Genomic DNA, 23,109 nt, shown 5'->3' on the forward strand with positions numbered 1-23,109 from the left:
CAGAATGACGAATCCCATCAAGGACAACGAGATCCTGCGCTATTACGAGGCCGAGATGCGCTATCTGCGCGAGGCTGGGCGCGAATTCGCCCACGCGTTCCCCGACCGGGCCCGCGAGTTGGGCATCGATCGTGGCGGAGACCGAGATCCTCACGTCGAGCGGTTGCTCGAGGGGTTTGCGTTCCTGATGGGGCGACTGCGCCACAAGCTCGACGACGAACTGCCCGAACTGACCGAGGGGCTCGTCAGCCTGCTCTGGCCGCACTATTTGCGAATGATTCCGTCTTTGTCGATTCTCGAACTCACGCCGGATACGGGCGTGCTGCAAAAGCACGAGACGCTTCCGGCCGGCCTCGAGGCGACATCCGGACCGATCGCGACGGGCGTGAGCGACGGAGCGCCTACCCATGTCGAATGCGTCTATCGCACTACGCAACCGGTCGACCTGTATCCGTTGGCGCTCACCGAGGCAGGGGCATGGGCGCGCGAGGACGGTCGCTCCGTCATCCGGTTTCGGCTTGCCATTCAGCAGCAGGCGCAACGCGATCGCTTGCGTGTGCCGCGTCTGCGCATGTATATCGACGCCGATCGTCCCGTTGCCCTTGCGCTGCACGCGGCCCTCACGCGGAAACCGCTTGCGATGCATGTCCGGATCCCCGGATTCCCGGCGATTCGCCCCGGTGCGCCGCTGGAGATGCCGGGGCTCCGGATGGAGGCGGCGGGTTTCGCGGGCGACGAACGCCTATGGCCGAAAGCAGACAACGCATTCGGCGGCTATCAGTTGCTCCTCGAATATTTCACGTTCCCCGAGAAGTTCATGTTCGTCGACCTGCTCGGGCTCGACTTCCAGGCAATTCCCGATTCTGCTCCATACGTCGACGTCGAGATCGTGCTGGCGAAGCCATGGCAGGACAACATGCGCTTCACCGCGGAAAACGTGCGGTTGTACTGCACGCCGATCATCAACCTGTTTCCCGTTGAGGCCGATCCAATCAAGGTCACGCAGTTCGAGACCGAATATCGGGTCCGCGCACGCGAGCAGCACGGGCCGCTGGTGGACATCTACTCGGTCGATGCGGTGCACGGCATCGAGCGCGGCCGGCGCTTCGAATATGTGCCGTTCGCAGCCTTCCGTCACCGCGGCGGGATGCTCCGCCACACGATGCCGGAACGTTATTTCCACGCGCACGTGCGGCGCGCGCCGTCCGGACGTTTCGATACCTGCGTGGTGCTCGGCGGCCATGCATGGGACACCGAGAGAACATTGCCTCGCGAGACGTTGTCGCTTTCGGTGACCGGCACCAACGGGATGCTGCCGCGCAAGGCGTTGCGGGACGCCAGCATCACGCGCATGCGGGCGGGTTTCATGAACGTTGCTTCCGTGCGCAATCTGACTGCGCCGACGTTACCGGTGTACCCGCCGACGGGAGACCGTTTCCAGTGGCGCGTACTGTCGCATCTGGCGCCGAACTACCTGTCGCTGCTCGACGCGGAGATTCTGCGCGGCTCGCTTGCCCTGTACGACTGGACCGACGGTGAACTGAATCGCCGCCGCATCGAGGCAATCGCCGACGTGCGGCACCGGCCGCTGCAAAAGCTCGTGAAGGGAGGCTTGATGCGCGGTGTCGAAATCGCCGTGACGATCGACAGTTCGCACTTTGCCGGCGACGGCGATCTCGAATTGTTCGGCGCCGTGCTCAATCGTTTTCTCGGCTTGTATGCCACGGTGAATCTCTACACCAGGCTCGTGATCGTGGCTCAGCCGACCGGCAAGCGCCTCGAATGGCCGGATACCAAGGGCGAAGGAGCGCCGTTTTGAGCCGCTCCGCGAAACTGTCCGAGCGCAGCCTGACGATGCTGCCGCCGCATCCGGCCGATCGGACGCTGTTGCCGGTGCTGTTCGAACATGCGCACCGCATGAACTTCCATCGCTTCTGCGCGTTGATCGAGCTGGCGGCACCGGATGCTGCGCCGCTGGGGACGACCGATTCGCCTGCGACGGATCCCATCCGTTTCCGGTCCCGTGCCCAATTGGGATTCCCGGCACGCGAGATCGATACGGTGGAATTCGATATCGCCGATTCGGTCGGACTGCCAACCGTACGCACGACGTTTCTCGGCCTGTACGGGGTCGATGCCCGCATGCCGGCGTATTTCGTCGACGAGATTGCACAGAATCGCGACGGTGCCGAGTCGTTGTCCGCGTTTCTGGATCTGTTTCATCATCGGATTGCCACGCAGTTCTATCGCATTTGGCGCAAATACCGGTATCCGACAGGCTTTCGGCCGGATGGTTTCGATACGGTATCGCGGGGCGTGCTCAGTTTCGTCGGCTTCGGGTTCCGGTCTCCGCACACAGGTTCGCCGGCTGCCGGGCTGCCGGCCGGTATCGATGCCCGCACGCTGCTGTCGATGCTCGGGCTGGCAGCCCAGAAGACGCGCACCGCGGAAGGACTCGTCGGCGTGCTGAACCATGCCGTTACGGATGCGACGGTTGCGGTCGATGAGTTTTATCCGGTGTGGCGTGCCATCGACGATTTCGAACCGGCCGCGCTTGGCGAACACTGTGTACTCGGGCGCGGATTCTACGATCGGGCGAACACGCTGAGAATCGTCATCACTCCGCATACACGTGGCGCGGTGGCGGCGCTCATGCCGGGACAGCCGGCATACCACCGGATTTCGGCGCTGCTGCGCTTCTACCTGGGCTATGAGAGCGAAGCGCTGCTGGAGATGCAGGTGCACCCAGACCTGATGCCCGAGCCTGTGCTGGCGCGCGGTCAGGCAAGGTTGGGACTGACCACGCAACTCGGCTCTCCGCCGAACGGACAACATGAACGCACGCGCGCGACATGGGTGCAACTGGGCCGTTGGGACGGTGCAGCGTTCGCCGCGTAAGCTCGATACACCATTCAGCAGGACACGGAACATGGACATGCAGCAGAACACCTTCCGCGCGGCTGCGCCGCGGCGAAGCCTGATTGCGACAGCGGTCGTCATAGGCGCGCTCGCAACCGCCGGTTGCGGCGTCGGACAAGCTGTCAAGGACAGCACCGTGAATGCGGCGAAATGGGTTTTCACGACGCAGGTAAAGACGATGAACGTGGACCTCGTCGCCCGATCGTCATTGAACGAGAATGCGGCCGAGCAGCCGTTGTCGACGGTCGTGAGGTTCTACCAATTGAAGGATGCACGGACCTTCGGGCAACTCGACTACACCCGACTGCAGACGGATGACCTGGACGCGCTGAAAGCGGACCTGCTCGCCACCAAGGACGTCGTGCTGCGACCCGGCGCGAGCGTCAGCGTGAGCGAGCCGATGGATCCGGGAGCCGAGATGGTCGGCGTCGTCGCGTTTTTCCGAGAGCCTGGCGGCGGCGCGGTCTGGAAGCTGATCGTGCCCAAGAAACAATGGAAGAAGACCGACCCCGTGAAGATCGAGGTGCGCAACAATACATTGATCCTCACCGATGCCACAGGGCAGCCGGTTACTCGATCCGCTCCTCGGCAGAGTACGCCGATCCCGCCGCGCCCAAGCAGAAGGCCGTCAGCGCGACCGGACACACTGGATGAAGGCCGGAGCGGTCGTGACATCTCCGAATTAGGGAATCGAGTTTATTCCGACGACCGTGCGCACACGCGAGCGAGAGCAGAGTCGCATGCGTGAATGCCGCTCACCGCCAAGTCGCCTTAATCCTCGATGTCGCGTATCCGATAATCGGAGCCGTTCCGGGGTCTCGCCGTACGATGCATTGGGGCTCGATTCGGGCTGCATGCGGGCACGTCTCGATCGGACGAAAAAATTCGCATTGACGCATGCGTCTATTGCGACGCGCAGGCTCCCCGCGCATCGAGTTGCGTCACCGTCAACCCCGAAAACGTCGCGCGGCCCTGTTCGGCAAACACGGCCACGCGATCCGCATCGAGCGGCGGAAAGACCAGGTCCGTCAGCGCGACGCGGCCGCCGTTCGCGAACACTTCGACCGAGCCGCGATCGACGACGATTTCGAGTCGCAGTTGTCCGCGTTCGAGCGGCAGATCGACGATGTGCTCGCGGCTGAACGTGCCGGCGAAATTCGCTTCGCCGGATCGCGAGCGGTCGAGCGTCAGCGTGCGCTTCGCGGTGTCGTACACGATCCGGGTGCCGACCGACCCGTCGGCCGAGCGCCGCACGATCAGCCCCGCGCGCGCGGCACGCTGCGGCGAGAGCGTCACCGTGATGCGCTGGACGACGCCGCGTGTGGCGGCCGACAGCGGTCGGGTAGCGGAGTCGACCGTGACGTCGCCTTCATGTACGACCGGCCGGCCGTCGGCCCATGCGTCGAACGCGGCGGCGGGCGCGACGACGAGGGTCGGCTCGCCGTCGATCGCCCTCAGCGACAGTTCGCGCGGCAGCGTGGTCGCGCCGCGCCACGGGGTGGTCGGCACTTTTGCCGCGTAATCCCAGTTGCTCATCCACGCGATCGCGACCGGCCGGGCGCCCGGTGCGCCGGAGAACGTGCCGGCCGCGTAGAAGTCGGCGCCGTGATCGACCCAGCGGAATTGCGCGGGATCGGAGCCGGCGGGCGCGACGCGGTCGGGCGTGAACGTGCGGCCGTCGAAATCGCCGACGAAATACATGGCCCCGGAACCCCCCGCGATCGACCACGGATTCACGTTGACGATCATAACCCACTTGATTCGCTTCGGATCGCCGTCGAGCGGCAGCGGTATGAGGTCCGGCATTTCCCACAGCGCGCCCGCATGCGGCACGTCCGGCAGCGTGAAATCGCTGAGGAACGACCAGTGGATCAGGTCGTCGGAACGATAGAGCTTCACGACGTGCGCATCGGCGACGACCGTCGTCATCAACCAGTAGCCGCCCGCCGCATACCACGACACTTTCGGGTCGCGAAATTCCTTCGATTCCGGATCGAGCGTCAGCACCGGGTTGTGCGCATACGGCTGCCAGGTCGTGCCCTGGTCGAGGCTGTACGCGAGCGACTGCGCCTGTATGCCCGGTGCGTGGCCCGAGCCGGGCTTGTAGACGCTCGTATAGAGCGCGACGAGCGGCGTGTGGCCCGGTGTGCCGAGGCCGGACGTGTTCAGCGTATCGGCGACGATCGAGCCGGAGAAGATTTCCTCGGTGGCGTTCGCGCGCATCGCGACCGGCTGCTCGCGCCAGTGGACGAGGTCGGTGCTGGTCGCGTGGCCCCACGACATGTTGCCCCAGTCGTTGCCGAGCGGGTTGTACTGATAGAACAGGTGATAGCGGCCGTTCGCGTAGACGAGCCCGTTCGGGTCGTTCATCCAGTTGCGCTGCGGCGTGTAGTGGAGGGCGGGCCGCCATTGCGGCGTGCCGTTGTCGGCCTGCGTGTGGCAGGGCGCGGCGACGGCCTGCGTGAAGGCCATGCAGACGAGCAGCAGCCGGACGATGCGGACGGAAAAGCGGAAAGACGTCGATTTCATGCGGTGCCGGAGGCGCTTCGTCGGACGAAGCGGGAAAGGAGGGCGCAGGCCGCCTGCAACGACGGCATGCACAACGGTCAAAAGAAAGTCGAAGGGAAAAAGCGGAGGCGCGCACGCGGCACGCGCGATACGCGCCTCCTGAACCTCGTGCCTTTATCGACGATGGTTATTTTCGGTTGCTCAATTGGCCTGGCCGTTGCCGTCGTTGTGGCCGGCCCCCGTCGCCGGCAGGTTCGACGGGATGTCGCCGTAGCCGCCGAGGCCGCCGCGTCCATACGTGCGGTCGACCGCCGTCGACGTGCCGTTGATGTTCACCTTCACCGTCGGCGCGAGCGTGCCGCCGCGGCGCGGGCCGATCGCGTCGATGAACGACTCGACGAGCCCGCCCGGCATCACGTAGTGCGAATACGACTGGAATTCCCGCGGGTTCTGGTTCGGGTCCTGCGCATACGGTGCGCCGGCGGGTGCGGAGAAGTCGGTCGGGTTGCCGAGCACGAGGCCGCTGCCGCCGTTCAGCGGCAGGTAATCGCTGCGGATGCCGTTGCCGACGAAGCCGTACACGCCGTCCGGGCCGTCGACGCCGGCCGCCATCGTCGTGCGGTGGCTGATCGTGAACAGGTAGTACTTGCCGTCCTTCAGGTAGATCTGCGGGCGCTCGGTCTGGTCGTCGACGCAGTTCGCCGACAGGATCGGCGGCAGGAACTTCCACTCGGTCAGTTGCGGGTTCGTCGCGACCGCGAGGCCGACGTTGGCCTTTTGATACACTGCGCCCGAATTCATCACCGCGTTGAGATCTTCGCGGTTCGGATCGTTCGGTGCATAGCCGAGATCGGCCTCGGTGCAGGTGCGTGCGCCGCGCGGGCCGCCGGTATTGCCTTCGAACACCATGTAGGTCTTGCCCGGATGCGCGGGGTCGGTGAACACGAACGGATCGCGGAACGAGAAGTAGGTGTTCTGCTGGCCGGTCTGGTAGTAGTTGCCGTCCGGCTGCAGCAGCGCCTTGTGATCGCCGAAGCCGGTGAACCACACGTGCTTGTCGTCGGCGTGGATGTTGCCGTCGGCGCGCGTGATGATCGCCTGCGGCGGCGTGATGTCGGCGCCGCCGGGGGCCGAGCGGTTGAACGACGTCGCGGTGTAGTAGAGGCTGACGTTGCTGCCGTTCGTGAGGCGCGCGGAGCCCGACCATTCAGCGTTGTTGGTCATCGGCGCGGTGCCGAACACCCTGGCGCTCGCGCCGTCCGGGAACAGGTGGCCGCCCCAGGTCCAGCCGCCGTTCGCCGGGCGCTGCGACGCGGGGATGCCGGCGCGGCGATAGAAGAAGCCGATGCGGGCGTGGACGTGACGGTCGTCGAACGTGTAGCCCGCGTGCGGATCGGCGGTGAGCGAGAAGATCACCTCCCAGCCCTTGTAGCTGAGCTGGTTCGCGCGCAGGTCGGCCAGCGGCCAGGTGTCCCACACCCACACGTTCGAGTTGATCAGCGGGAAATCCTGCGGGATGTCCGGCATCGTCAGCGCTTGCGGCAGCGAGTTCTTGTCGGCGCCGGCGGTGTGCGATTGCGCGACGATCTGGCGGATGTCCGCGCGCGTCCAGCGCATCGTGAAGTTGCCTTCGGGATCGTAGGCTTGCTGCGTATGGGGCGTGGGCACGGGCGCGCCCGTGCCGCTGGACTGCGCGTGCGCGACGGACGCGAAGGCGGCGAGTGCGCCGCCAGCGAGCAGCAAACGTTTGGTCGTGATCGGGCGGAAAAGGGGAAAGTATGTCATCTCGTCGTTGTTTCCTTGGCAGGTGAAAATGAACGGCTGAGTGGGCATCGATGTCCAAACCGGTTTGGATGCTATTTCAAACCGGTTTGGAACGCAAAAGATATTTATTTGACGGTAATGATTACTCAATGGAAATAATTACCCGGTCGGCGCGTCCCGGGCATCGGGCGACCGGGCGGGGCGGCGAATGCGAGGAATGACGGTGAAGGTGAATCTGAAGGCGCTGTCGGATGCGCTGGGTCTGTCGCGGACGACGGTCAGCCGCGCGTTGAACGGTTACGACGACGTCAGCGAGGCGACGCGCGAGCGCGTGGCGAAGGCCGCGCGCGAAATGGGCTACGTGGCCGATCCGACCGCGCGCCGGCTGGCGACCGGCCGGGCCGACATGATCGGCATCGTCTATCCGTTCGGCGCCGGCGATCTCGGCGATCCGCGGTTCGGCGAGGTCGTCGCGGGCATCACCGAGCGGCTCGCCGAGCGAAATCTCGATTTCATCATCGCGTCCGCGCGACCGAACGCGGAACTGGACACCTATCGGCGCATCGTCGACGGCAAGCTCGTCGACGGGCTGATCGTCGCGCGCACGCGGGTCGACGATCCGCGTCTCGCGTACCTGCAAGCGAGCGCGTTTCCGTATGTCGCGTACGGCCGCACGCAGGCGGCCGGCCCGTATGCGTGGTTCGACTTCGACAACGAGGCGGGCGCGCGCGACGCGGCGCGCCGGCTGATCGGCTTCGGGCATCGGCGCATCGCGATGATCAGCGCGCCGCTGGGGCTGAATTTCGCCGCGCAGCGGCGCGCCGGCTATCTGTCGGCATTGCGCGAAGCCGGTATCGAGGCCGATCCGGCGCTGCTCGTCGAGTGCGCGTTTACGCACGACGGCGGCCAGCAGGCGGCGCGGGCGCTGCTCGCGCGCGCCGAGCCGCCGACCGCGCTGCTGGTCGACAACAACATCGCGGGCGGCGGCGCGTTTCGCGCGCTGGTCGACAGCGGGCTGCGCCTGGGCGCGGACATGTCGCTGATCGTCTATGACGGCGTGCCGCCCGATATCGCGCACCCGTATCGTGTCACGGCGGTCGTGCAGCCGACCGGGCACGCATCGGGCCGCGCGCTGGCGGAGCTGATGCTGCGGCTGCTGGACGACGGCGTGTGCGATCACCGGCTCGAAGCGCCAGTCATCGAAGCGGGGGACACGGACGGGCCTTTGCGCGGGTAATCGTCGGGAGCCGGCGCGACGGCAGCGGCCGGCTGCCGCGGGCAAACGGTGGAGGGCGGGACGGCGATGCCGGACTGCGCCCCCCGTCGCAAAGGCCACGTCGATGGCAGGGGCGAATACGCGTTCTTCTAGACGACCGGTCTAATTCAGGGATATCATCGGTCCGGTGAATGCGGCGACGTCCCCGGCAGCTTCATGCCGCGAGACGCCGTCGTTTTATTTCGGTCGCTTCTAGACGACTGGTCTAATAGGCGTATATCGCATGCGGGTGAATGAATCGCACGTTGCCGCGCACGGGCGGACTAACCGACAGGTGCGCCGCGTCGACGTGCGGCCCCGTTCCCCGTTCATTTTCGAAGGAGTGTCCGATCATGAAGATTCTGGTTGTCCTGACCTCGCACGACACGCTCGGCGACACCGGCAAGAAAACCGGCTTCTGGCTCGAGGAACTGGCCGCGCCGTACTACACGTTCAAGGATGCGGGCGTCGAGTTGACGCTCGCGTCGCCGAAGGGCGGCCAGCCGCCGCTCGACCCGAAGAGCAGCGATCCGACGGCCCAGACCGACGCGACGCGCCGCTTCGACGCCGATGCGGCGGCCCAGGCCGAACTCGCGTCGACGCGCAAGCTGGCCGATGTGTCGGCGGACGACTACGACGCGGTGTTCTACCCGGGCGGCCACGGCCCGCTGTGGGATCTTGCCGAGGACCTGCATTCGATCGGCCTGATCGAGCGCATGCTGGCGGCCGGCAAGCCGGTCGCCGCGGTCTGCCACGCGCCGGGCGTGCTGCGCCACGTGAAGCACCCGCAGACCGGCGAGTCGGTCGTGCGCGGCAAGCGCGCGACGGGTTTCACCAATAGCGAGGAAGCGGCCGTCGAGCTGACCGAAGTCGTGCCGTTCCTCGTCGAGGACATGCTGAAAACCAATGGCGCGGAATTCGAGCGCAGCGCCGACTGGGCGCCGCATGTCGTCACCGACGGGCTGCTGATCACCGGGCAGAACCCGGCGTCGTCGGCGCCCGCGGCCGAGGCGCTGCTCGCGAAGCTCGGCCACCGCTGAACACGGCGCCGGCTCGGCCGGCGTCTCGTCCTTGCCGTCGCCGGGCGCACCCGGCCCGCCGACGGCTCGCATCGTTGCGCCGTGCGTCGCGCACGGCGCATTCCCAGCCGTTTTGCAGAACCCAACAAAGGAGTCGTGGATGTCTGCCCTGTTCGAACCGTTCAAACTCAAGGATGTCACGCTGCGCAACCGCATCGCGGTGCCGCCGATGTGCCAGTACGTCGCCGAAGACGGCGTCGTCAACGACTGGCATCACGTGCATCTGGCCGGCATCGCGCGCGGCGGCGCGGGCCTCGTGATCGCGGAGGCGACGGCCGTGTCGCCGGAAGGCCGCATCACGCCGGGCTGCGCGGGGTTGTGGAACGACGCGCAGGCCGAAGCCTTCGCGCCGTCGGTCGCGGCGATCAAGGCGGCCGGCGCGGTGCCCGGCATCCAGATCGCGCACGCGGGCCGCAAGGCGAGCGCGAACCGCCCGTGGGAAGGCGACGACCATATCGCCGACGGCGATCCGCGCGGCTGGCAGACCATCGCGCCGTCGGCCGTGCCGTTCGGCGCGCACCTGCCGAAGGTGCCGCGCGAAATGACGCACGACGACATCGCCCGCGTGCAAGCCGACTTCGTGGCCTCCGCGCGGCGTGCGCGCGACCTCGGCTTCGAATGGCTCGAACTGCACTTCGCGCATGGCTATCTCGGCCAGAGCTTCTTCTCGGTGCATTCGAACCAGCGCACCGACGAATACGGCGGTTCGGCGGAAAACCGCGGCCGCTTCCTCGTCGACACGCTCGCGGCCGTTCGCAAGGTCTGGCCCGAGCACTTGCCACTGACCGCACGCCTCGGCGTGATCGAATACGACGGCCGAGACGAAGAGACGCTCGCCGAGTCGATCGCGCTCACGCAGCGGATGAAGCGGGAAGGGCTCGACATGCTGAGCGTGTCGGTCGGCTTCTCGACGCCCGACGCACAGATTCCGTGGGGCCCGGCGTTCCTCGCGCCGGTCGCCGAGCGCGTGCGCCGCGAGGCCGGCTTGCCGGTGTCGTCCGCGTGGGGAATCGATACGCCGCAACTGGCGAACCGCGTGGTGGCGGAGGAGCAGCTCGATCTCGTGATGGTCGGCCGCGCACACCTCGCCGACCCGCACTGGCCGTACTACGCGGCCAAGCAGCTCGGTGTCGAGCGTCCGTCGTGGACGCTGCCCGCGCCGTACGCGCACTGGCTCGAGCGCTACGGGATCGCCGACAAGGTGGCCTGACCGGCGCGCGGCGACGCGGCGGCGGGCGGTCCGCGCATCGATTGCGCGTGCCGCCGATCCGGCGCCGATGGATAGAATGGCGGTTCGTCCGGGCCGATTGCCTGGGCGAGCCGCCATTTTTTCATTTCGACAGAGGTGCCATGGGCGCACATGTCCCGTCGTCTCCCGATTCCGCCGCGCGGCCGCGCGCCCAGCAGGTCGCCCGCGTCGCGCTGTATGCGGCGCTGCTGGTGCTCGCGCTGTGGGTGATCCGCGACTTCCTTCCCGCCATCGCATGGGCGTGCGTGATCGCCATCGCGATGTGGCCGCTGCTGAAGTGCTTCGAATCGCACCGGCTGTTCCGCAATCGGCCGACGCTGATCGCGACCGTCATCACGGCGGCGATCTCGCTGCTCGTCGTGCTGCCGGTGGCGGTCGCGACGACCCAGGCGATCGCGCAGGCGCACGACCTGCGCGAGTGGCTGCACACGATCCAGGACAACGGCATCCCGTTGCCGGACGTGATCGGCCGGTTGCCGTACGGCGCGACGCAGATTACCGAATGGTGGCAGGCCAATCTCGGCCATCCGCTGCATGCGGCCACCGCGATGCACGGCGTCAACGGCGAGAAATTCATCGCGTTCGGCCGGCAATTCGGCACGAAGCTCGCGCACGTGCTGCTCGAATTCGGTTTCATGCTCGTCACGCTGTTCGTGATCCTGCGCGCCGGCCACAAGCTGTCGGGCGCGTTGCTGCAGGGCGCGCGGCGCGCGTTCGGCCGTAACGGCGCGGAACTGATCGAGCGCATGGTCGCGGCCGTGTACGGCACTGTGACGGGACTCGTCGTCGTCGGGCTCGGCGAGGGCGCGCTGCTCGGCATCGCCTACGCGCTCGCGGGCGTGCCGCACGCGGCGCTGCTCGGGCTCGTCACGGCGGTCGCCGCGATGCTGCCGTTCTGCGCGCCGGTCGTGTTCTGCGGCGCGGCGCTCTGGCTGTTCGTGCAGGGCGCGACCATGTGGGCCGTCGTGATCGCGGTGCTCGGGTTCATCGTCGTGTTCGTCGCCGAGCACTTCGTGCGGCCGGTGCTGATCGGCGGTTCGACACGGCTGCCGTTCCTGCTCGTGCTGTTCGGCATCCTCGGCGGCGCCGAGACGTTCGGCCTGATCGGGCTGTTCGTCGGCCCCGCGCTGATGACGGTGCTGACGATGCTGTGGGCCGAATGGATCGCCTGATCGCGCATGCCGTTGCACCGGTTCGATACAACGGTGCGGTGGTGCGGATGCGCGTGCGCGCACGCCGGCTGCAACGATTGATGACGATTCAGCCGGCGCGAAGGCCCGCAAACGCAGGGATCCGGATAAAGATCTCTACATTTCTTTTCGATCCGGACCCAAAGGTCGAGTAGCATGGGGCTTTCGATCACGCCGGTATGGCGCAGCAGATTTCCCGAGCATGCGATTGATTCCGATGGCCCGTCCCGCAGCGACGCTGTCCCTGGCCGCCAGCTGCCTGATGTTGCATGGCTGTGCGTGGTTCGACTCGTGGCTGCCGTTCTCGTATTCGCGCACGCCGCTTGCACGGGCCGCGTCGCGGCACGGCGCGACGCGCGCCGACGTCGTCCGTGCAGCCGGCAACCCGCGCAGCGTCTGGATGGTCCGTAACGGCGGCGGCGTCTGCTACAACTACTTCATCGAGCACGGCAACGATCACCGCGCGTACTTCGTCGTGTTCGACAAGGCCGGCGTCGTCACGCAGTCCGGCTTCGATACCTGCATGGACGCCGATCGCAAGGGCACGCTTCAGTCTGGCAAGCGCGCGTCGCGCTAGTGCGGCGGCCACGCGCGGCGCGAGCCCGTCATATGGCCGTCACGCTATCGTGTCGACCACGCCGCCGTCGACGCGCAACGCCGCGCCGGTCGTGGCCGAGGCCTGCGGCGAGCATACGTACACGACCAGGTTCGCGACTTCCTCCGTCGTCGCCGGCCGCTGGATGATCGAACTCGCGCGCTCGCTGCGCACGAACTCCACGGCAATGTCGTCGATGCTGCGGCCCGTTTCGTCGGCCTGCGCCTTCAGCATCTCGCGCACGCCTTCCGACATCGTCGGCCCCGGCAGCACCGAATTGACGGTCACGCGGGTGCCGGCCGCGAGCTTCGCGAGGCCGCGCGCGATCGACAGCTGCGCGGTTTTCGTGAACCCGTAATGAATCATGTCGACGGGGATGTTCAGGCCCGATTCCGACGAAATGAACACGATGCGCCCGGCATTGCGTTCGATCATCCCTTTCAGGTAATGCCGCGCGAGCCGCACGCCGGACATCACGTTGATCTGGAAAAAATGTTCCCATTCGGCGTCGTCGATGTCGAAGAACGCCTTCAGGCCGTAGATGCCCGCATTGTTGACGAGAATGTCGGCGTTCGGCGTGTGCTGCGTGACGCGCGCGACGCCGGCCGCGTCGGACAGGTCGGCGGCGACGCCGTCGAAGCTTGCGCCGGGCACGGCGTCGCGCAGTTTCCCGAGCGCGGACTGCACCGACGCGTCGCTGCGGCCGTTGACGACGACGTGCGCGCCGGCGCGCGCGAGCCCTTCGGCGATCGCGAAGCCGATGCCGGCGGTGGAAGCGGTGACGACCGCGGTCTTGCCTTTCAGATCGATCTGCATGAGTGTACCGGTTGGAAGAGGAAGCGGAACCCGCCGCGTGTGCCGCGGCGGCCGAATTCAAAGCTTAGGCGATCCAGCCGCGAAGCGTCGGCTCGCTGTTGCGCGGCGCCGCACAGTCTTGTACGGTGAGCGTTCGCTGTTCGAACCGGGAGCCCGCCGCGTGAGCCGTACCGCCAACCGATCCGCCGTACCGTCGCCATTCTGGCGCGATACCGCGCTGCCGTTCATCGAGGCGCGTACCGTCGACGACGGGCGCGCGATCTGCTATGCGAAGCACACGCACGACACGTTTTCGGTGGGCGCGATCGTCGGCGGCACGAGCACGTACGTGAACGGCGCGACGCACGCGCACGTCGGGCGCGGCGTGCTCGTGATCATCGATCCGGAGCAGGTCCACGCATGCAATCCGTACGGTCCCGATGCGTGGGCGTACCGGATGGTCTATGTCGACGTGCCATGGCTCGCGCGGCTGCAACATTCGCTCGGTCGCGATCCGAATCGCGATTTTCACGGGTTTTCGCCGAAGTTGACCGAGCGCGGCGATCTGTTCGCGCAATTTGACGGCTTCTACCGCACGCTGGTGTCGCCCGGCATCGATGCGCTCGGCAAGGAGAGCGCGGCGGTCGAATTCTTCGCGGCGCTGCATGGCGCGCTCGATCGCGAACTGCCCGAGCCGCGGCCGGGAGACGACAACGTGAAGCTCGCGCGCGCGGCCGACTACATCGCCGCCCATTGCCGCGAGGCCGTCACGCTCGATGCGATCTGCGCGGCGGCCGACCTGTCGCCGTCGTACCTGATCCGCGCGTTCAATGCGCGTTACGGGATGACGCCGCATGCGTTCCTGATCGATCGGCGCGTGCAATACGGCCGCACCGAGTTGCGCCGCGGCCGGCCGATCGCCGAAGTCGCGCTCGACGCAGGCTTTGCGGACCAGGCGCATTTCCAGCGTGCATTCCGGCGAATCGCGGCCGCGACGCCGGGGCAGTACCGCAGCGCGAGGCGCTGAACGCGACGGCGGCTACACGTCGAGCAGAAACAGCGCGCTCCCCGCGAGCAGCAGCGCCATCAGCCGGTTGAACACGCGCATGCGCCGCGCGTTCGCGAGCCGGTGCCGCAGCGACGCGCCCGCATAACCCCAGGATGCGATCGACGCGAAGCAGATCACCAGATACAGCGCGGCGAACTGCCAGACCTGCGCGCGGTCGCCGTCGGATGCATACGCGCCCATCGCGGCCACGCACGCGAGCCACGCCTTCGGATTGAGCCACTGCATCGCCGCGCCGGCCGCCGCCGACGGGCCGGCCACGTCCGGATCGGCCGCCAGCCGGCCGTCGTCGAGCGCGAGCCGCAGCGCCATGTATAGCAGGAACGCGATTCCCGACCACTGCGTGGCCGTCGTCAGCACGGGCCAGCGCGCGAGCGCCGCGTGCAGGCCGAGGCCGATCAGCAGGAACAGCGCGACGAAGCCGAGCGTCGCGCCGGCCGCGTAGCGCAAGCTGGCGCCAAGGCCGTGGCGCGCGCCCGCGCTGAGCGCGACGATGTTGACGGGACCGGGGGTGATCGACGAGGCGAGCGCGAACGCGGCCATCGAAACCAGCATGCTCATCAGGTGTCTCCATGCGACATGTTGAAAGTCGCATCGAGACTACGGGCACCGCGTCGGCCCGTATTGAAGAAAACTGCCGTCGGCGGTGCGGTCGGTATTACGTCACGCTGAACCGCGCGAGGCGCTCACGGGCCGACCGAAAGCGACACGACGCAGGCGCTCCCGCCGACGCCATCGAGTCCCACTTCACGGATGGGCGGGCGTCGCCAGTGCATCGAACGCGTCGGCTTCCGGAAGCCGGCGCCACGACTCCGGGCCGGCGTCGATTTCTTCGACCGTCAGCAGACACGCATCGAGATCGCGGCGCAACCGGACGTGATCGATCGACTGCCCGATGAACACGATTTCCTGTCGGCAATCGCCTGTCGGCTCTTCCCATTTCTTCAGCACACCCTCGCGACGATAGTCGTCGTGCGGCCAGTCCGACGGTGGCGTAAACCGCCACCATCGGCCGACGTAACCCCACTGGAACGTGTCGCCGGCCTGCACGAGCAGGGCGGTTTCGGCATATCGGTGCGCAGCCCACACATAGCCCTTGCAGCGAAGCAGTCGGCCGTTCGTCCAGGGGCGACGCAGCCATGCGAGCAGCCGCGCCGGATGAAACGGCGCACGTTCGCGATAGACCCACGACGCAATCCCGTACGCATCCGATTCCGACGGGCGTTCGTCGGCCTGCATGCGTTGCATCCATCCCGGCGATTCGGCGAGCGCCGGTAGATCGAAGCGCCGCGTATCCAGCACGTCCGACGGATCGACCTTGCCGTGCTGCATCGGCAGGATTCGCGCCGATGGATTCAGTGACGCCAGAATTGCGCGCAGCCGCTCGAAACCCGCGTGGCCGATCCGGTCGAGTCGGCTCACGAGGATCACGTTCGCATATTCGACTTGTTCGATCAGCAGGTCCGACAGCTTGCGCGGCGGATCGGCATCGTTGTCGTTCGCGAGCGGGGCGTCGCGCGTGACCGGTTCGGTCGACGCGATCATGTCCTCGAACGTCTCGCCGTTGACCACCGTGACGAGCGTGTCCAGCCGCGCGAGTTCGCTGAGGCTGAAACCGTCCCGGTCGAGAAACGCGAACGTCTCCGCCACCGGCATCGGCTCCGAAATGCCGGTCGACTCGATCAGCAGGTAATCGAAGCGATGCTGCCGCGCAAGCGTGCTGATCTGCTCGAGCAGATCGGCGCGCAGCGTGCAGCAGATGCAGCCGTTGCTCATTTCGACGAGTTCGTCCTCGCCTCGATGCAGCTCGACGTTGCGCCGCACGTCGTCGGCGTCGACGTTCACCTCGCTCATGTCGTTGACGATCACGGCGACCTTCAGGCCGGCGCGATTGCGCAGGATATGGTTCAGCAACGTCGTCTTCCCCGCGCCGAGGAAGCCGGACAGCACGGTGACCGGAATCCTCGGCGGCGGGGCGGCCGGCACGTGTCGATTCGCCGGCGTCGTCATGCGCTCTGCGCGGACGCGCGATCCAGGTAGCCTTCGAACAGGTCGACCACGACATAGCCGTCGTCGGCGGCATCGCCCCACAGATCCTTCACGCGGAACTCGACGTGATAGGTCGGCTGATGCGCGGCGCTGGTGTCGCCGTGGCCGATCGCGTCCGGGAACGGCCACGATTCGGTCGTCCGGTGCAGCACGACACCTTCCTTGCCGCGAACGTAGCCGGGCGCGCGGATGTGCCCGCTGACGTGTTCGTCGCGAACCACGACGCGATCGCCGACCTCGAACCGCGTCGAGTCGGGCGGGGCCGCCCGGCCGCCGGATCGCGGCGGGTTCGCGAGCCGGAAGTGCGAACCGAGCGCGCGGTCGAGTTCGTCCTGCGTGAGCACGCCGGTTTCGACGAGCAATGTCGCGGTCGCGATCACGTAGCGCTCGTAGTAGCGCGTGCCGGCGTGCTGGCGCACGTCGATGCGTTCGACTGCGTGACGTACCTCGTCGACGCTGAATTTTTTCAGTTGATCCACGCCGACGAACATCAGGCTGTATGCGAGATGCTCCCAGTCTTCCTTGAAGACCGGTTTGTAGCCGAGACTGTTGATCGTATGCGGCACCGGGCCGAAACCCTGGAATCCGCCGAGGTCGTGAAAGCCGTCCATATAAGATCTCCGAATTGAAGGTCGAGAGCGAAACGTGGTGCGCGTCAGTGCGCGCGCGGCAGCGCCACGCCGATCAGCACGTCCTTCGTGACGAGCGTGCGCAGTTGTTCCTCGGTCATGTGCTCGCTGCCGGCCGGCCGCACGGGCAGCACGAGATAGCGGCTTTCGGCGGTCGTATCCCAGACCTTCACGACGACGTCGTCGGGCAGGTCGGTGCCGAGCTCCCGCAGCACCGTGCGTCCTTCGCGGACGAGCCGCGCACGATATTCGAAGCCCTTGTACCACTCGGGCGGCAGCCCGAGCACCGGCCAGTTCGTGCATGAGCACAGGCTGCAGACGATCACGTTCTTCAGCGTCGGCGTGTCTTCGAGCGCGACGATGTATTCGCCCTGCGGGCCGGTGTAGCCGAACTGCGCGCACGCGGCCGTGCCGTCCTTCAGCAGAAGTTCGCGAAATGCCGGATCGACCCACGCGCGCGCGACGATGCGCGCGCCGTTGGCCGGATCCCAGGTGGTGGACATCAGCTCGGTCAGACCTTCGATATAGCCGTCGGGAATCAGGTTCTTCTCTTTCATCACGCGAAACAGCGCCCAGGCGCGTTCGCCGGGCGTCGAGGCTGTTTCCTCGGAAGGAATCGTGTTCATCGTGGGGCTCCTTGTCGTAGTTCGGGGCGACCGCCGCCACGACGTTGCGACTGCCGTGGCGGGGGATGGGCGCGTCATGTCGGTCACGCTCGACGAGCAGGGTAAGAAGAGAAAAAACGCGGTTCTTTGCCGGCACGGATCGGAAACTATGCCGAGACGGCCCCGTTGCGCGGCAGGCGCCGATGCGCAACGGATACGCGGCGATTCGCAACGATTCGCGGCATCGACCGCGCGCCCGGCACGAAACGGCGGCCGCCGGCGCACGTTTTGCGCCCGCTGCAGGACGCTGGCGGAGGAGGCCCGCCACAGCCAATTTCTTGTTCCGCCGGAAAACAGAAATGCGGATTTTGCCTTTCTATTCTCACCCTCAAGCGACGGCCGTTCGATGTCGCGAATCGTCGGCACTCCCTCGAGTACCGGCGGAACAACAGTCAGCCAGCACCCCGCGATTCCAAGCTCCGGCAACGGTCTCCATTGGTCGTACGTCGAGCGTGGCGGTGTCTGCGCATCCAGGTGAGGAGCATGATGGACAACGTCAACAGAATGAAACTGAAGCGAATCGCGCGGTGGATCGGCCTGTCGCTGATGGTCGTCGCATCGCATTACGCGGGCGCGGTCGAGGTCGATCCCGGCGACTACGAGCAGTATCCGGTCGGCGCGACGATCGGCGTGCTGTACTACAACTATTCCGCGACGAACGCGTACTACGCGAATGGCCACCGGACGTCGGATTTCGACCTGCAGTCCAATGTCGGCATCGCCCGCCTGCTGCATGTGTTCCAGCTCACCGACAGGCTCACGATCGATCCGCAGGTGTTGCTGCCGTTCGGTCACATCAGCAGCTTCGGCAGCGCTGGCGCGCTTGGCAGTACGAACGGTGTCGGCGACGTGATCCTGACCGCGCCGTTGAAATTCCGCCTGAACGAAGCGAAGGACGTCGTCGCCGCGACGGTCTACGTTTACGCGCCGACCGGAAGTTACGACCAGAACCGTGGGCTCAATCTCGGCGCCAACCGCTGGTCGCTCGATTTCCAGGCAGCCTACGTCAAGCACTTTTCGCCGCAGTGGGCACTCGATCTCGTCGGCGACGCGATCTGGTACGGCAACAACACGTCGTACGGCGCGAGCGGTGCGACGCTGCATCAGCGGATGAGCTACAGCGCCCAGGCGATGGTGCGTTACATGCCCGATCCGGGCACGTCGCTCGGTGTCGGCATCACCCAGCTCTGGGGCGGCGAAACCAGCGTCGACGGCGCGGGCAACAACGACGCGCTGCGCACGACGCGCCTGCGGATCACCGCGGCGAAGTTCGTGACGAAGGCCGACCAGGTGCAAATCCAGCTCGGCACCGACCTGAGCGTGCGCAACGGCCCGAAGAACAGCGTGCTCGCCGGCCTGCGTTACGCGCACATCTTCTGACTGTCCGCATGCGCCGGGATATGGCCGGTGCATGTCGTTCGTTGCGCCCACGTCGAACCCTCGACACCCGATTCCCTTTCCAGAGAGGTCATGCATGGAATCCGCCATCGACAAACACCTGATCTGCCCGCGGAAGTTGTCACGCCGCGTCGCCGACGATTACCAGCCGCCGTTCCCGATGTACGTCGCCCGTGCCGCCGAAGACCTGAGCCAGGTCGTGATGGGCTATTTCGGCGTGCAGTATCGCGGCGCCGACAAGCGCGCGGCGGCGCTGGCCGCGTTGCGCCGGATCGTCGCCGATTTCGGCGGGCCGGACGGCCCGAACAATTTCGACCTGACGCAGCACACCGACGACGAGGACTACGAGAACCTGATTGCCGTCGGCTACTGGCGCGATCCGGCCGCGTATGCGCGCTGGATTGCGTCGCCGGCGCTCGTCGAATGGTGGGCCTCCGACGCACGCCTCGCGGACGGGATCGGCTACTTCCGGGAAATCGTCGCGCCGCGCGCCGAGCAGTTCGAGACGCTTTACGCATTTACGAGCGATTTCCCCGGCGTCGGCGCGATCATGGACGGCGTCAGCGGCGAGATCGAGGAGCACGGCTACTGGGGATCGATGCGCGACCGGTTCCCGATCTCGCAGACGGACTGGATGAACGCGAACGGCGAGTTGCGCATCGTCGACGGCGATCCGGCTCGCGGCGGCCGCGTGGTCGTACTGGCACACGACAACATCGCGCTGATTCGGTCCGGTCAGGACTGGCGCGCCGCGGAGACTGACGAGCGCCGACTGTATCTGGAGGAGATCGAGCCGACGCTGCGCAGCGGAATGGAGTTCCTGCGCGACAACGGCAAGGACGTCGGCTGCTACAGCAACCGCTACGTGCGCTCGATCGATCTCGACGGCAACGAGCTCGACGAGAGTTACAACATCGGCCACTGGCGCTCGCTCGACCGCCTCGAGCGGTGGGCCGAATCTCACCCGACGCACCTGCGGATCTTCGTCACGTTCTTCCGCGTCGTCACCGGGCTGTCGAAACTGCGGCTGTATCACGAGGTTTCCGTCTTCGACGCAAAGCATCAGGTCTACGAATACGTGAACTGTCATCCGCGCACCGGGCTGATGCGCGACGCCGTCGCCGTCGCGCGATGAATCCCGCCGGCGCCGCCCAGGCTCGCGGCGCCGCTTACCGAACTGGAGAACGTCGATGGCCATCAAACGCCCGACCCGCGAACAACTGTCCGACATTGCAGCCGGCTTCGGCTTTCATGTCGATTCCCGCCAACTCGCCGAATACGACGATGCGCTGCAGGCGAACTTCGACGCGTACGACGCGATCGACGCGCTGCCCGACCATCTGCCCGTCGTCGCGTATCCGCGCACGCCCGGCTACCGCCCGGAAGGCGACGAGAACCGTTACGGCGCATGGGCGCGCAAGAGCACGATCCATGGCGCCGCCGACGGCAAGCTGCGCGGCAAGACGGTGGCCGTGAAAGACAACATCTGCGTCGCCGGTGTGCCGATGCGCAATGGCGCGAGCACGTTCGAGGGCTACGTGCCCGATATCGACGCGACCGTCGTCACGCGGGTGCTCGACGCCGGCGCGACGATCGCCGGCAAGGCGACCTGCGAGTACTACTGTTTTTCCGGCGGCTCGCACACGAGCGCGTCGGGGCCGGTGCACAATCCGCGTAAGGCCGGATATTCGTCAGGCGGCTCGTCGTCCGGCAGCGGCGCGCTGGTCGCGAGCGGCGAGGTCGACATGGCGCTCGGCGGCGACCAGGGCGGCTCGGTGAGAATCCCGTCCGCCTATTGCGGCATCTACGGGATGAAGCCGACGCATGGGCTCGTGCCGTACACCGGCGCGATGCCGATCGAGGCGACCGTCGATCATCTCGGGCCGATGACGGGCAGCGTGCTCGACAACGCGCTGCTGCTCGACGTCATCGCGGGCGACGACGGGCTCGATCCGCGCCAACGGATGTTGCCGCCGCGCGCCGATTATCTCGGCGCGATCCGCGACGGCATCGCGGGCCTGCGGATCGGCATTCTGCGCGAGGCGTTCGGACTCGCGAATTCGGAGAGCGTGGTCGACGAGGCCGTGCGGGTCGCCGCGCTCCGGTTGCGCAAGCTGGGCGCGAGCGTCGACGAAGTGTCGGTGCCGCTGCATGCGGCCGGCACCGCGATCTGGCTGCCGATTGCGGCCGAGGGTGCGACGCAGCAGATGATGAAGGGCAACAGCCACGGCTTCAACTGGGGCGGCCTGTACGTGACCGGCATGATCGATCATCACGCGGGCTGGCGCGAGCGCGCCGACGAGCTGCCGGATACCGTGAAGGTGACGATGCTGCTCGGCGAATATTTCACGAGCCGGTATCGCGGGCGCTACTACGCGAAGTGCCAGAACCTCGCGCGACGCTTGCGAGCGGATTACGACGCGGCGCTGCAATCGTATGACGTATTGCTGATGCCGACCGTCCCGATGCGCGCGTCGGAACTGCCGAAGCCCGGCTGTGCGATGTCCGAGTCGTTGACGCGGGCGTTCGAGATGCTCGCGAATACCGCGCCGTTCGACGTGTCCGGGCATCCGGCCATGTCGCTGCCGTGCGGGGTGGCCGACGATCTGCCGATCGGGCTGCAACTGGTCGGGCGCCGCTTCGACGAGGCGACGCTCTACCGCTGCGCCTATGCGTATGAACAGTCTTCCGACTGGCGTCAGACGACGTTCGCGTGACATGCGGCGCGGCAGCGCATCGCCGCCGCGCCGCATGTCGGTCCGACCGGCAACGCGGCTTGCACGGTTGCCGATTGGACAAGGCGCTTTTGAACGGGCACGCTACCGGCTGCGTGTTGGCTAACCGATGTGGGGCACGACCATGACGATGCGTCCTTTTCCGCGCGCCGCGAGCGGCGACGCGCCCGGCCCGGCGGCCGACGACAGGCCGCCGGACGAATGGACGAATTCGGCGATCGAGGTGGCGACCGACGGCTCGGTCAGCCAGCGTATCGAGTTTTGGCGCGAGACGATTCTGCGTTTGTTCGCGGACGTGCAGATCGCGGCCGTGCAGAAAGCCGATTTCTTCGGCCAAGTGCGGCAGCGCAAATGCGAAAAGATGCGGATCTCGGAAATCTACGCCAGCGAGCAGGCCGTGATCCGGCGCTATCGCCAGGCGCGCAGCGAGTATGAGGACAAGTATTTCGGCGTATTGATGCTCGAGGGCAGCCAATCGGTCGAGCAGGACGGCAAGATCGTCACGCTGCACCCCGGGGATTTCGCGATCTACGACGCGACCCGGCCTCACCACCTGCAGTTCGGCCAGTCGTGGCGCGAGATCGTCGTCAGCATTCCGCGCGCGACGCTGAACCAGCTCGTCGTCGGGATGGAGCACCGCACGGCCTGCCCGACGCATACCGGGCAGGGCGTCGGCAGCGTCATGCGTGCGTTTCTCGAGCAGATGTCGTCGCAGATCGGCAGCGTGACCGAGGACGAGATGCGGCAGTTGTCGGATACCGCGATCTCGCTGATCGCGATGACGCTCGGAGGCATGCAGCGCAACGACCTCGCGCAATCGAGGATGAAGACGTTGACGCTGACGCGGGTGAAGCGGCATCTGCTCGAGCACCTGCACGATCCGGAGCTGAGCCCGATGATGATCGAGCGGTCGATCGGGATTTCGTCGCGGTACATCAACAAGCTGTTCGAGGCCGAAAACACGTCGCTGATGCGTTACGTATTGAACCTGCGACTCGAGCGGTGCGCGCAGGATCTCGCGAATCCGCAATGCGCGGTGCTGCGCGTGTCCGACATCGCGTTGCGCTGGGGATTCAACGACATGTCGCATTTCAGTCGCGTGTTTCGCGAGCGGTTCGCGATGTCGCCGCGGGCGTGGCGCGAGCAGGGCGGCAAGCCGCGCGCGTAACGCGTCGTCCTGGGCCGCGTTCGCGGCAGGCAAGCGCCGATCGGA

At 66.5% G+C, this 23,109-nt stretch carries 21 protein-coding genes; 14 read left to right on the plus strand and 7 right to left on the minus strand.

What is annotated here, in order from left to right; genetic code table 11:
• The first annotated feature begins 4 nt into the window (after positions 1–4).
• From tssF to tssJ, 3 genes are read left to right on the plus strand one after another with little or no spacing between them, the layout of a single operon-like run.
• Complete coding sequence (tssF, locus tag CFB49_RS21920; RefSeq protein ID WP_089492298.1) at positions 5–1,819, plus strand: type VI secretion system baseplate subunit TssF; 1,815 nt, start codon at positions 5–7, stop codon at positions 1,817–1,819.
• Between the two features lie 35 nt (positions 1,820–1,854).
• Positions 1,855–2,898 carry a type VI secretion system baseplate subunit TssG gene (gene tssG / locus CFB49_RS21925; protein ID WP_089492816.1) on the plus strand — a complete coding sequence of 348 codons (1,044 nt, stop codon included), beginning with the start codon at positions 1,855–1,857 and terminating at the stop codon, positions 2,896–2,898.
• Positions 2,899–2,929: 31 nt separating this feature from the next.
• The gene (gene tssJ / locus CFB49_RS21930) at positions 2,930–3,667 is read left to right on the plus strand and encodes a type VI secretion system lipoprotein TssJ (RefSeq protein ID WP_089492299.1); all 738 of its coding nucleotides are present in this window, start codon (positions 2,930–2,932) and stop codon (positions 3,665–3,667) included.
• Positions 3,668–3,822: 155 nt separating this feature from the next.
• Here tssJ and CFB49_RS21935 read toward each other — a convergent pair whose 3' ends face one another.
• Both CFB49_RS21935 and CFB49_RS21940 read right to left on the minus strand, forming a co-directional pair.
• Positions 3,823–5,448, minus strand: a complete 1,626-nt coding sequence (locus tag CFB49_RS21935) for a glycoside hydrolase family 32 protein (protein ID WP_089492300.1) — start codon at positions 5,446–5,448, stop codon at positions 3,823–3,825.
• 180 nt (positions 5,449–5,628) lie between these two features.
• Positions 5,629–7,212, minus strand: a complete 1,584-nt coding sequence (locus tag CFB49_RS21940; protein WP_069616470.1) for a glycoside hydrolase family 68 protein — start codon at positions 7,210–7,212, stop codon at positions 5,629–5,631.
• 187 nt (positions 7,213–7,399) lie between these two features.
• On the opposite strand from CFB49_RS21940, the gene CFB49_RS21945 reads away from it, so the two are divergent.
• The 6 genes from CFB49_RS21945 (at position 7,400) to CFB49_RS21965 (ending at position 12,541) form a co-directional block, all read left to right on the plus strand.
• Positions 7,400–8,428 carry a substrate-binding domain-containing protein gene (locus CFB49_RS21945; RefSeq protein WP_089492301.1) on the plus strand — a complete coding sequence of 343 codons (1,029 nt, stop codon included), beginning with the start codon at positions 7,400–7,402 and terminating at the stop codon, positions 8,426–8,428.
• Between the two features lie 371 nt (positions 8,429–8,799).
• A complete protein-coding gene (locus tag CFB49_RS21950; protein ID WP_089436413.1) occupies positions 8,800–9,486 on the plus strand; it encodes a type 1 glutamine amidotransferase domain-containing protein in 687 nt (228 codons plus the stop codon).
• A gap of 139 nt (positions 9,487–9,625) precedes the next feature.
• Positions 9,626–10,735 (plus strand): NADH:flavin oxidoreductase/NADH oxidase, encoded by a 1,110-nt coding sequence (locus CFB49_RS21955; RefSeq protein ID WP_089492302.1) that lies wholly within the window; start codon positions 9,626–9,628, stop codon positions 10,733–10,735.
• A 140-nt stretch (positions 10,736–10,875) separates the two neighbouring features.
• Positions 10,876–11,946, plus strand: coding sequence for an AI-2E family transporter (locus tag CFB49_RS21960; protein WP_089436415.1), 1,071 nt, complete (start codon positions 10,876–10,878; stop codon positions 11,944–11,946).
• Positions 11,934–12,119, plus strand: coding sequence for a hypothetical protein (locus CFB49_RS36615; protein WP_124547204.1), 186 nt, complete (start codon positions 11,934–11,936; stop codon positions 12,117–12,119). The genes CFB49_RS21960 and CFB49_RS36615 overlap by 13 nt, the downstream gene beginning before the upstream one ends.
• 47 nt (positions 12,120–12,166) lie before the next feature.
• Positions 12,167–12,541: a hypothetical protein gene (locus tag CFB49_RS21965; protein ID WP_069616475.1), complete on the plus strand. Its 375-nt coding sequence runs from the start codon at positions 12,167–12,169 to the stop codon at positions 12,539–12,541.
• A gap of 39 nt (positions 12,542–12,580) precedes the next feature.
• Here CFB49_RS21965 and CFB49_RS21970 read toward each other — a convergent pair whose 3' ends face one another.
• Positions 12,581–13,375 carry an SDR family NAD(P)-dependent oxidoreductase gene (locus tag CFB49_RS21970; RefSeq protein WP_089492303.1) on the minus strand — a complete coding sequence of 265 codons (795 nt, stop codon included), beginning with the start codon at positions 13,373–13,375 and terminating at the stop codon, positions 12,581–12,583.
• 160 nt (positions 13,376–13,535) lie between these two features.
• On the opposite strand from CFB49_RS21970, the gene CFB49_RS21975 reads away from it, so the two are divergent.
• Positions 13,536–14,381 (plus strand): helix-turn-helix domain-containing protein, encoded by an 846-nt coding sequence (locus CFB49_RS21975; RefSeq protein WP_069616477.1) that lies wholly within the window; start codon positions 13,536–13,538, stop codon positions 14,379–14,381.
• A 12-nt stretch (positions 14,382–14,393) separates the two neighbouring features.
• Here the strand turns inward: CFB49_RS21975 and CFB49_RS21980 are convergent, their stop codons facing one another.
• The 4 genes from CFB49_RS21980 to nthA form a co-directional block, all read right to left on the minus strand.
• Positions 14,394–14,981 carry a LysE family translocator gene (locus CFB49_RS21980; protein WP_089492304.1) on the minus strand — a complete coding sequence of 196 codons (588 nt, stop codon included), beginning with the start codon at positions 14,979–14,981 and terminating at the stop codon, positions 14,394–14,396.
• Between the two features lie 186 nt (positions 14,982–15,167).
• Positions 15,168–16,430, minus strand: coding sequence for a GTP-binding protein (locus tag CFB49_RS21985; RefSeq protein ID WP_089492305.1), 1,263 nt, complete (start codon positions 16,428–16,430; stop codon positions 15,168–15,170).
• Positions 16,427–17,080 carry a nitrile hydratase subunit beta gene (nthB, locus tag CFB49_RS21990; protein ID WP_089436420.1) on the minus strand — a complete coding sequence of 218 codons (654 nt, stop codon included), beginning with the start codon at positions 17,078–17,080 and terminating at the stop codon, positions 16,427–16,429. The genes CFB49_RS21985 and nthB overlap by 4 nt, the downstream gene beginning before the upstream one ends.
• Before the next feature lie 44 nt (positions 17,081–17,124).
• Positions 17,125–17,724 carry a nitrile hydratase subunit alpha gene (nthA, locus tag CFB49_RS21995; RefSeq protein WP_069616481.1) on the minus strand — a complete coding sequence of 200 codons (600 nt, stop codon included), beginning with the start codon at positions 17,722–17,724 and terminating at the stop codon, positions 17,125–17,127.
• A 522-nt stretch (positions 17,725–18,246) separates the two neighbouring features.
• Between nthA and CFB49_RS22000 the strand changes: the two genes are divergently transcribed.
• From CFB49_RS22000 to CFB49_RS22015, 4 genes are all read left to right on the plus strand, one after another.
• On the plus strand, positions 18,247–19,143 hold the full coding sequence (locus tag CFB49_RS22000; protein WP_089492306.1) for a transporter: 897 nt from the start codon (positions 18,247–18,249) through the stop codon (positions 19,141–19,143).
• A gap of 94 nt (positions 19,144–19,237) precedes the next feature.
• Entirely contained in the window at positions 19,238–20,296 is a 1,059-nt protein-coding gene (gene oxdA / locus CFB49_RS22005) for an aliphatic aldoxime dehydratase (protein ID WP_089492307.1), read from the plus strand.
• A gap of 55 nt (positions 20,297–20,351) precedes the next feature.
• Positions 20,352–21,878 carry an amidase gene (locus CFB49_RS22010; RefSeq protein ID WP_069616484.1) on the plus strand — a complete coding sequence of 509 codons (1,527 nt, stop codon included), beginning with the start codon at positions 20,352–20,354 and terminating at the stop codon, positions 21,876–21,878.
• A gap of 142 nt (positions 21,879–22,020) precedes the next feature.
• The gene (locus tag CFB49_RS22015; protein ID WP_089492817.1) at positions 22,021–23,064 is read left to right on the plus strand and encodes a helix-turn-helix domain-containing protein; all 1,044 of its coding nucleotides are present in this window, start codon (positions 22,021–22,023) and stop codon (positions 23,062–23,064) included.
• Positions 23,065–23,109 lie beyond the last annotated feature (45 nt).

The sequence above is a fragment of the Burkholderia sp. AU17457 genome (assembly GCF_002223255.1).
GTDB classification, from domain to species: Bacteria; Pseudomonadota; Gammaproteobacteria; order Burkholderiales; family Burkholderiaceae; genus Burkholderia; species Burkholderia sola.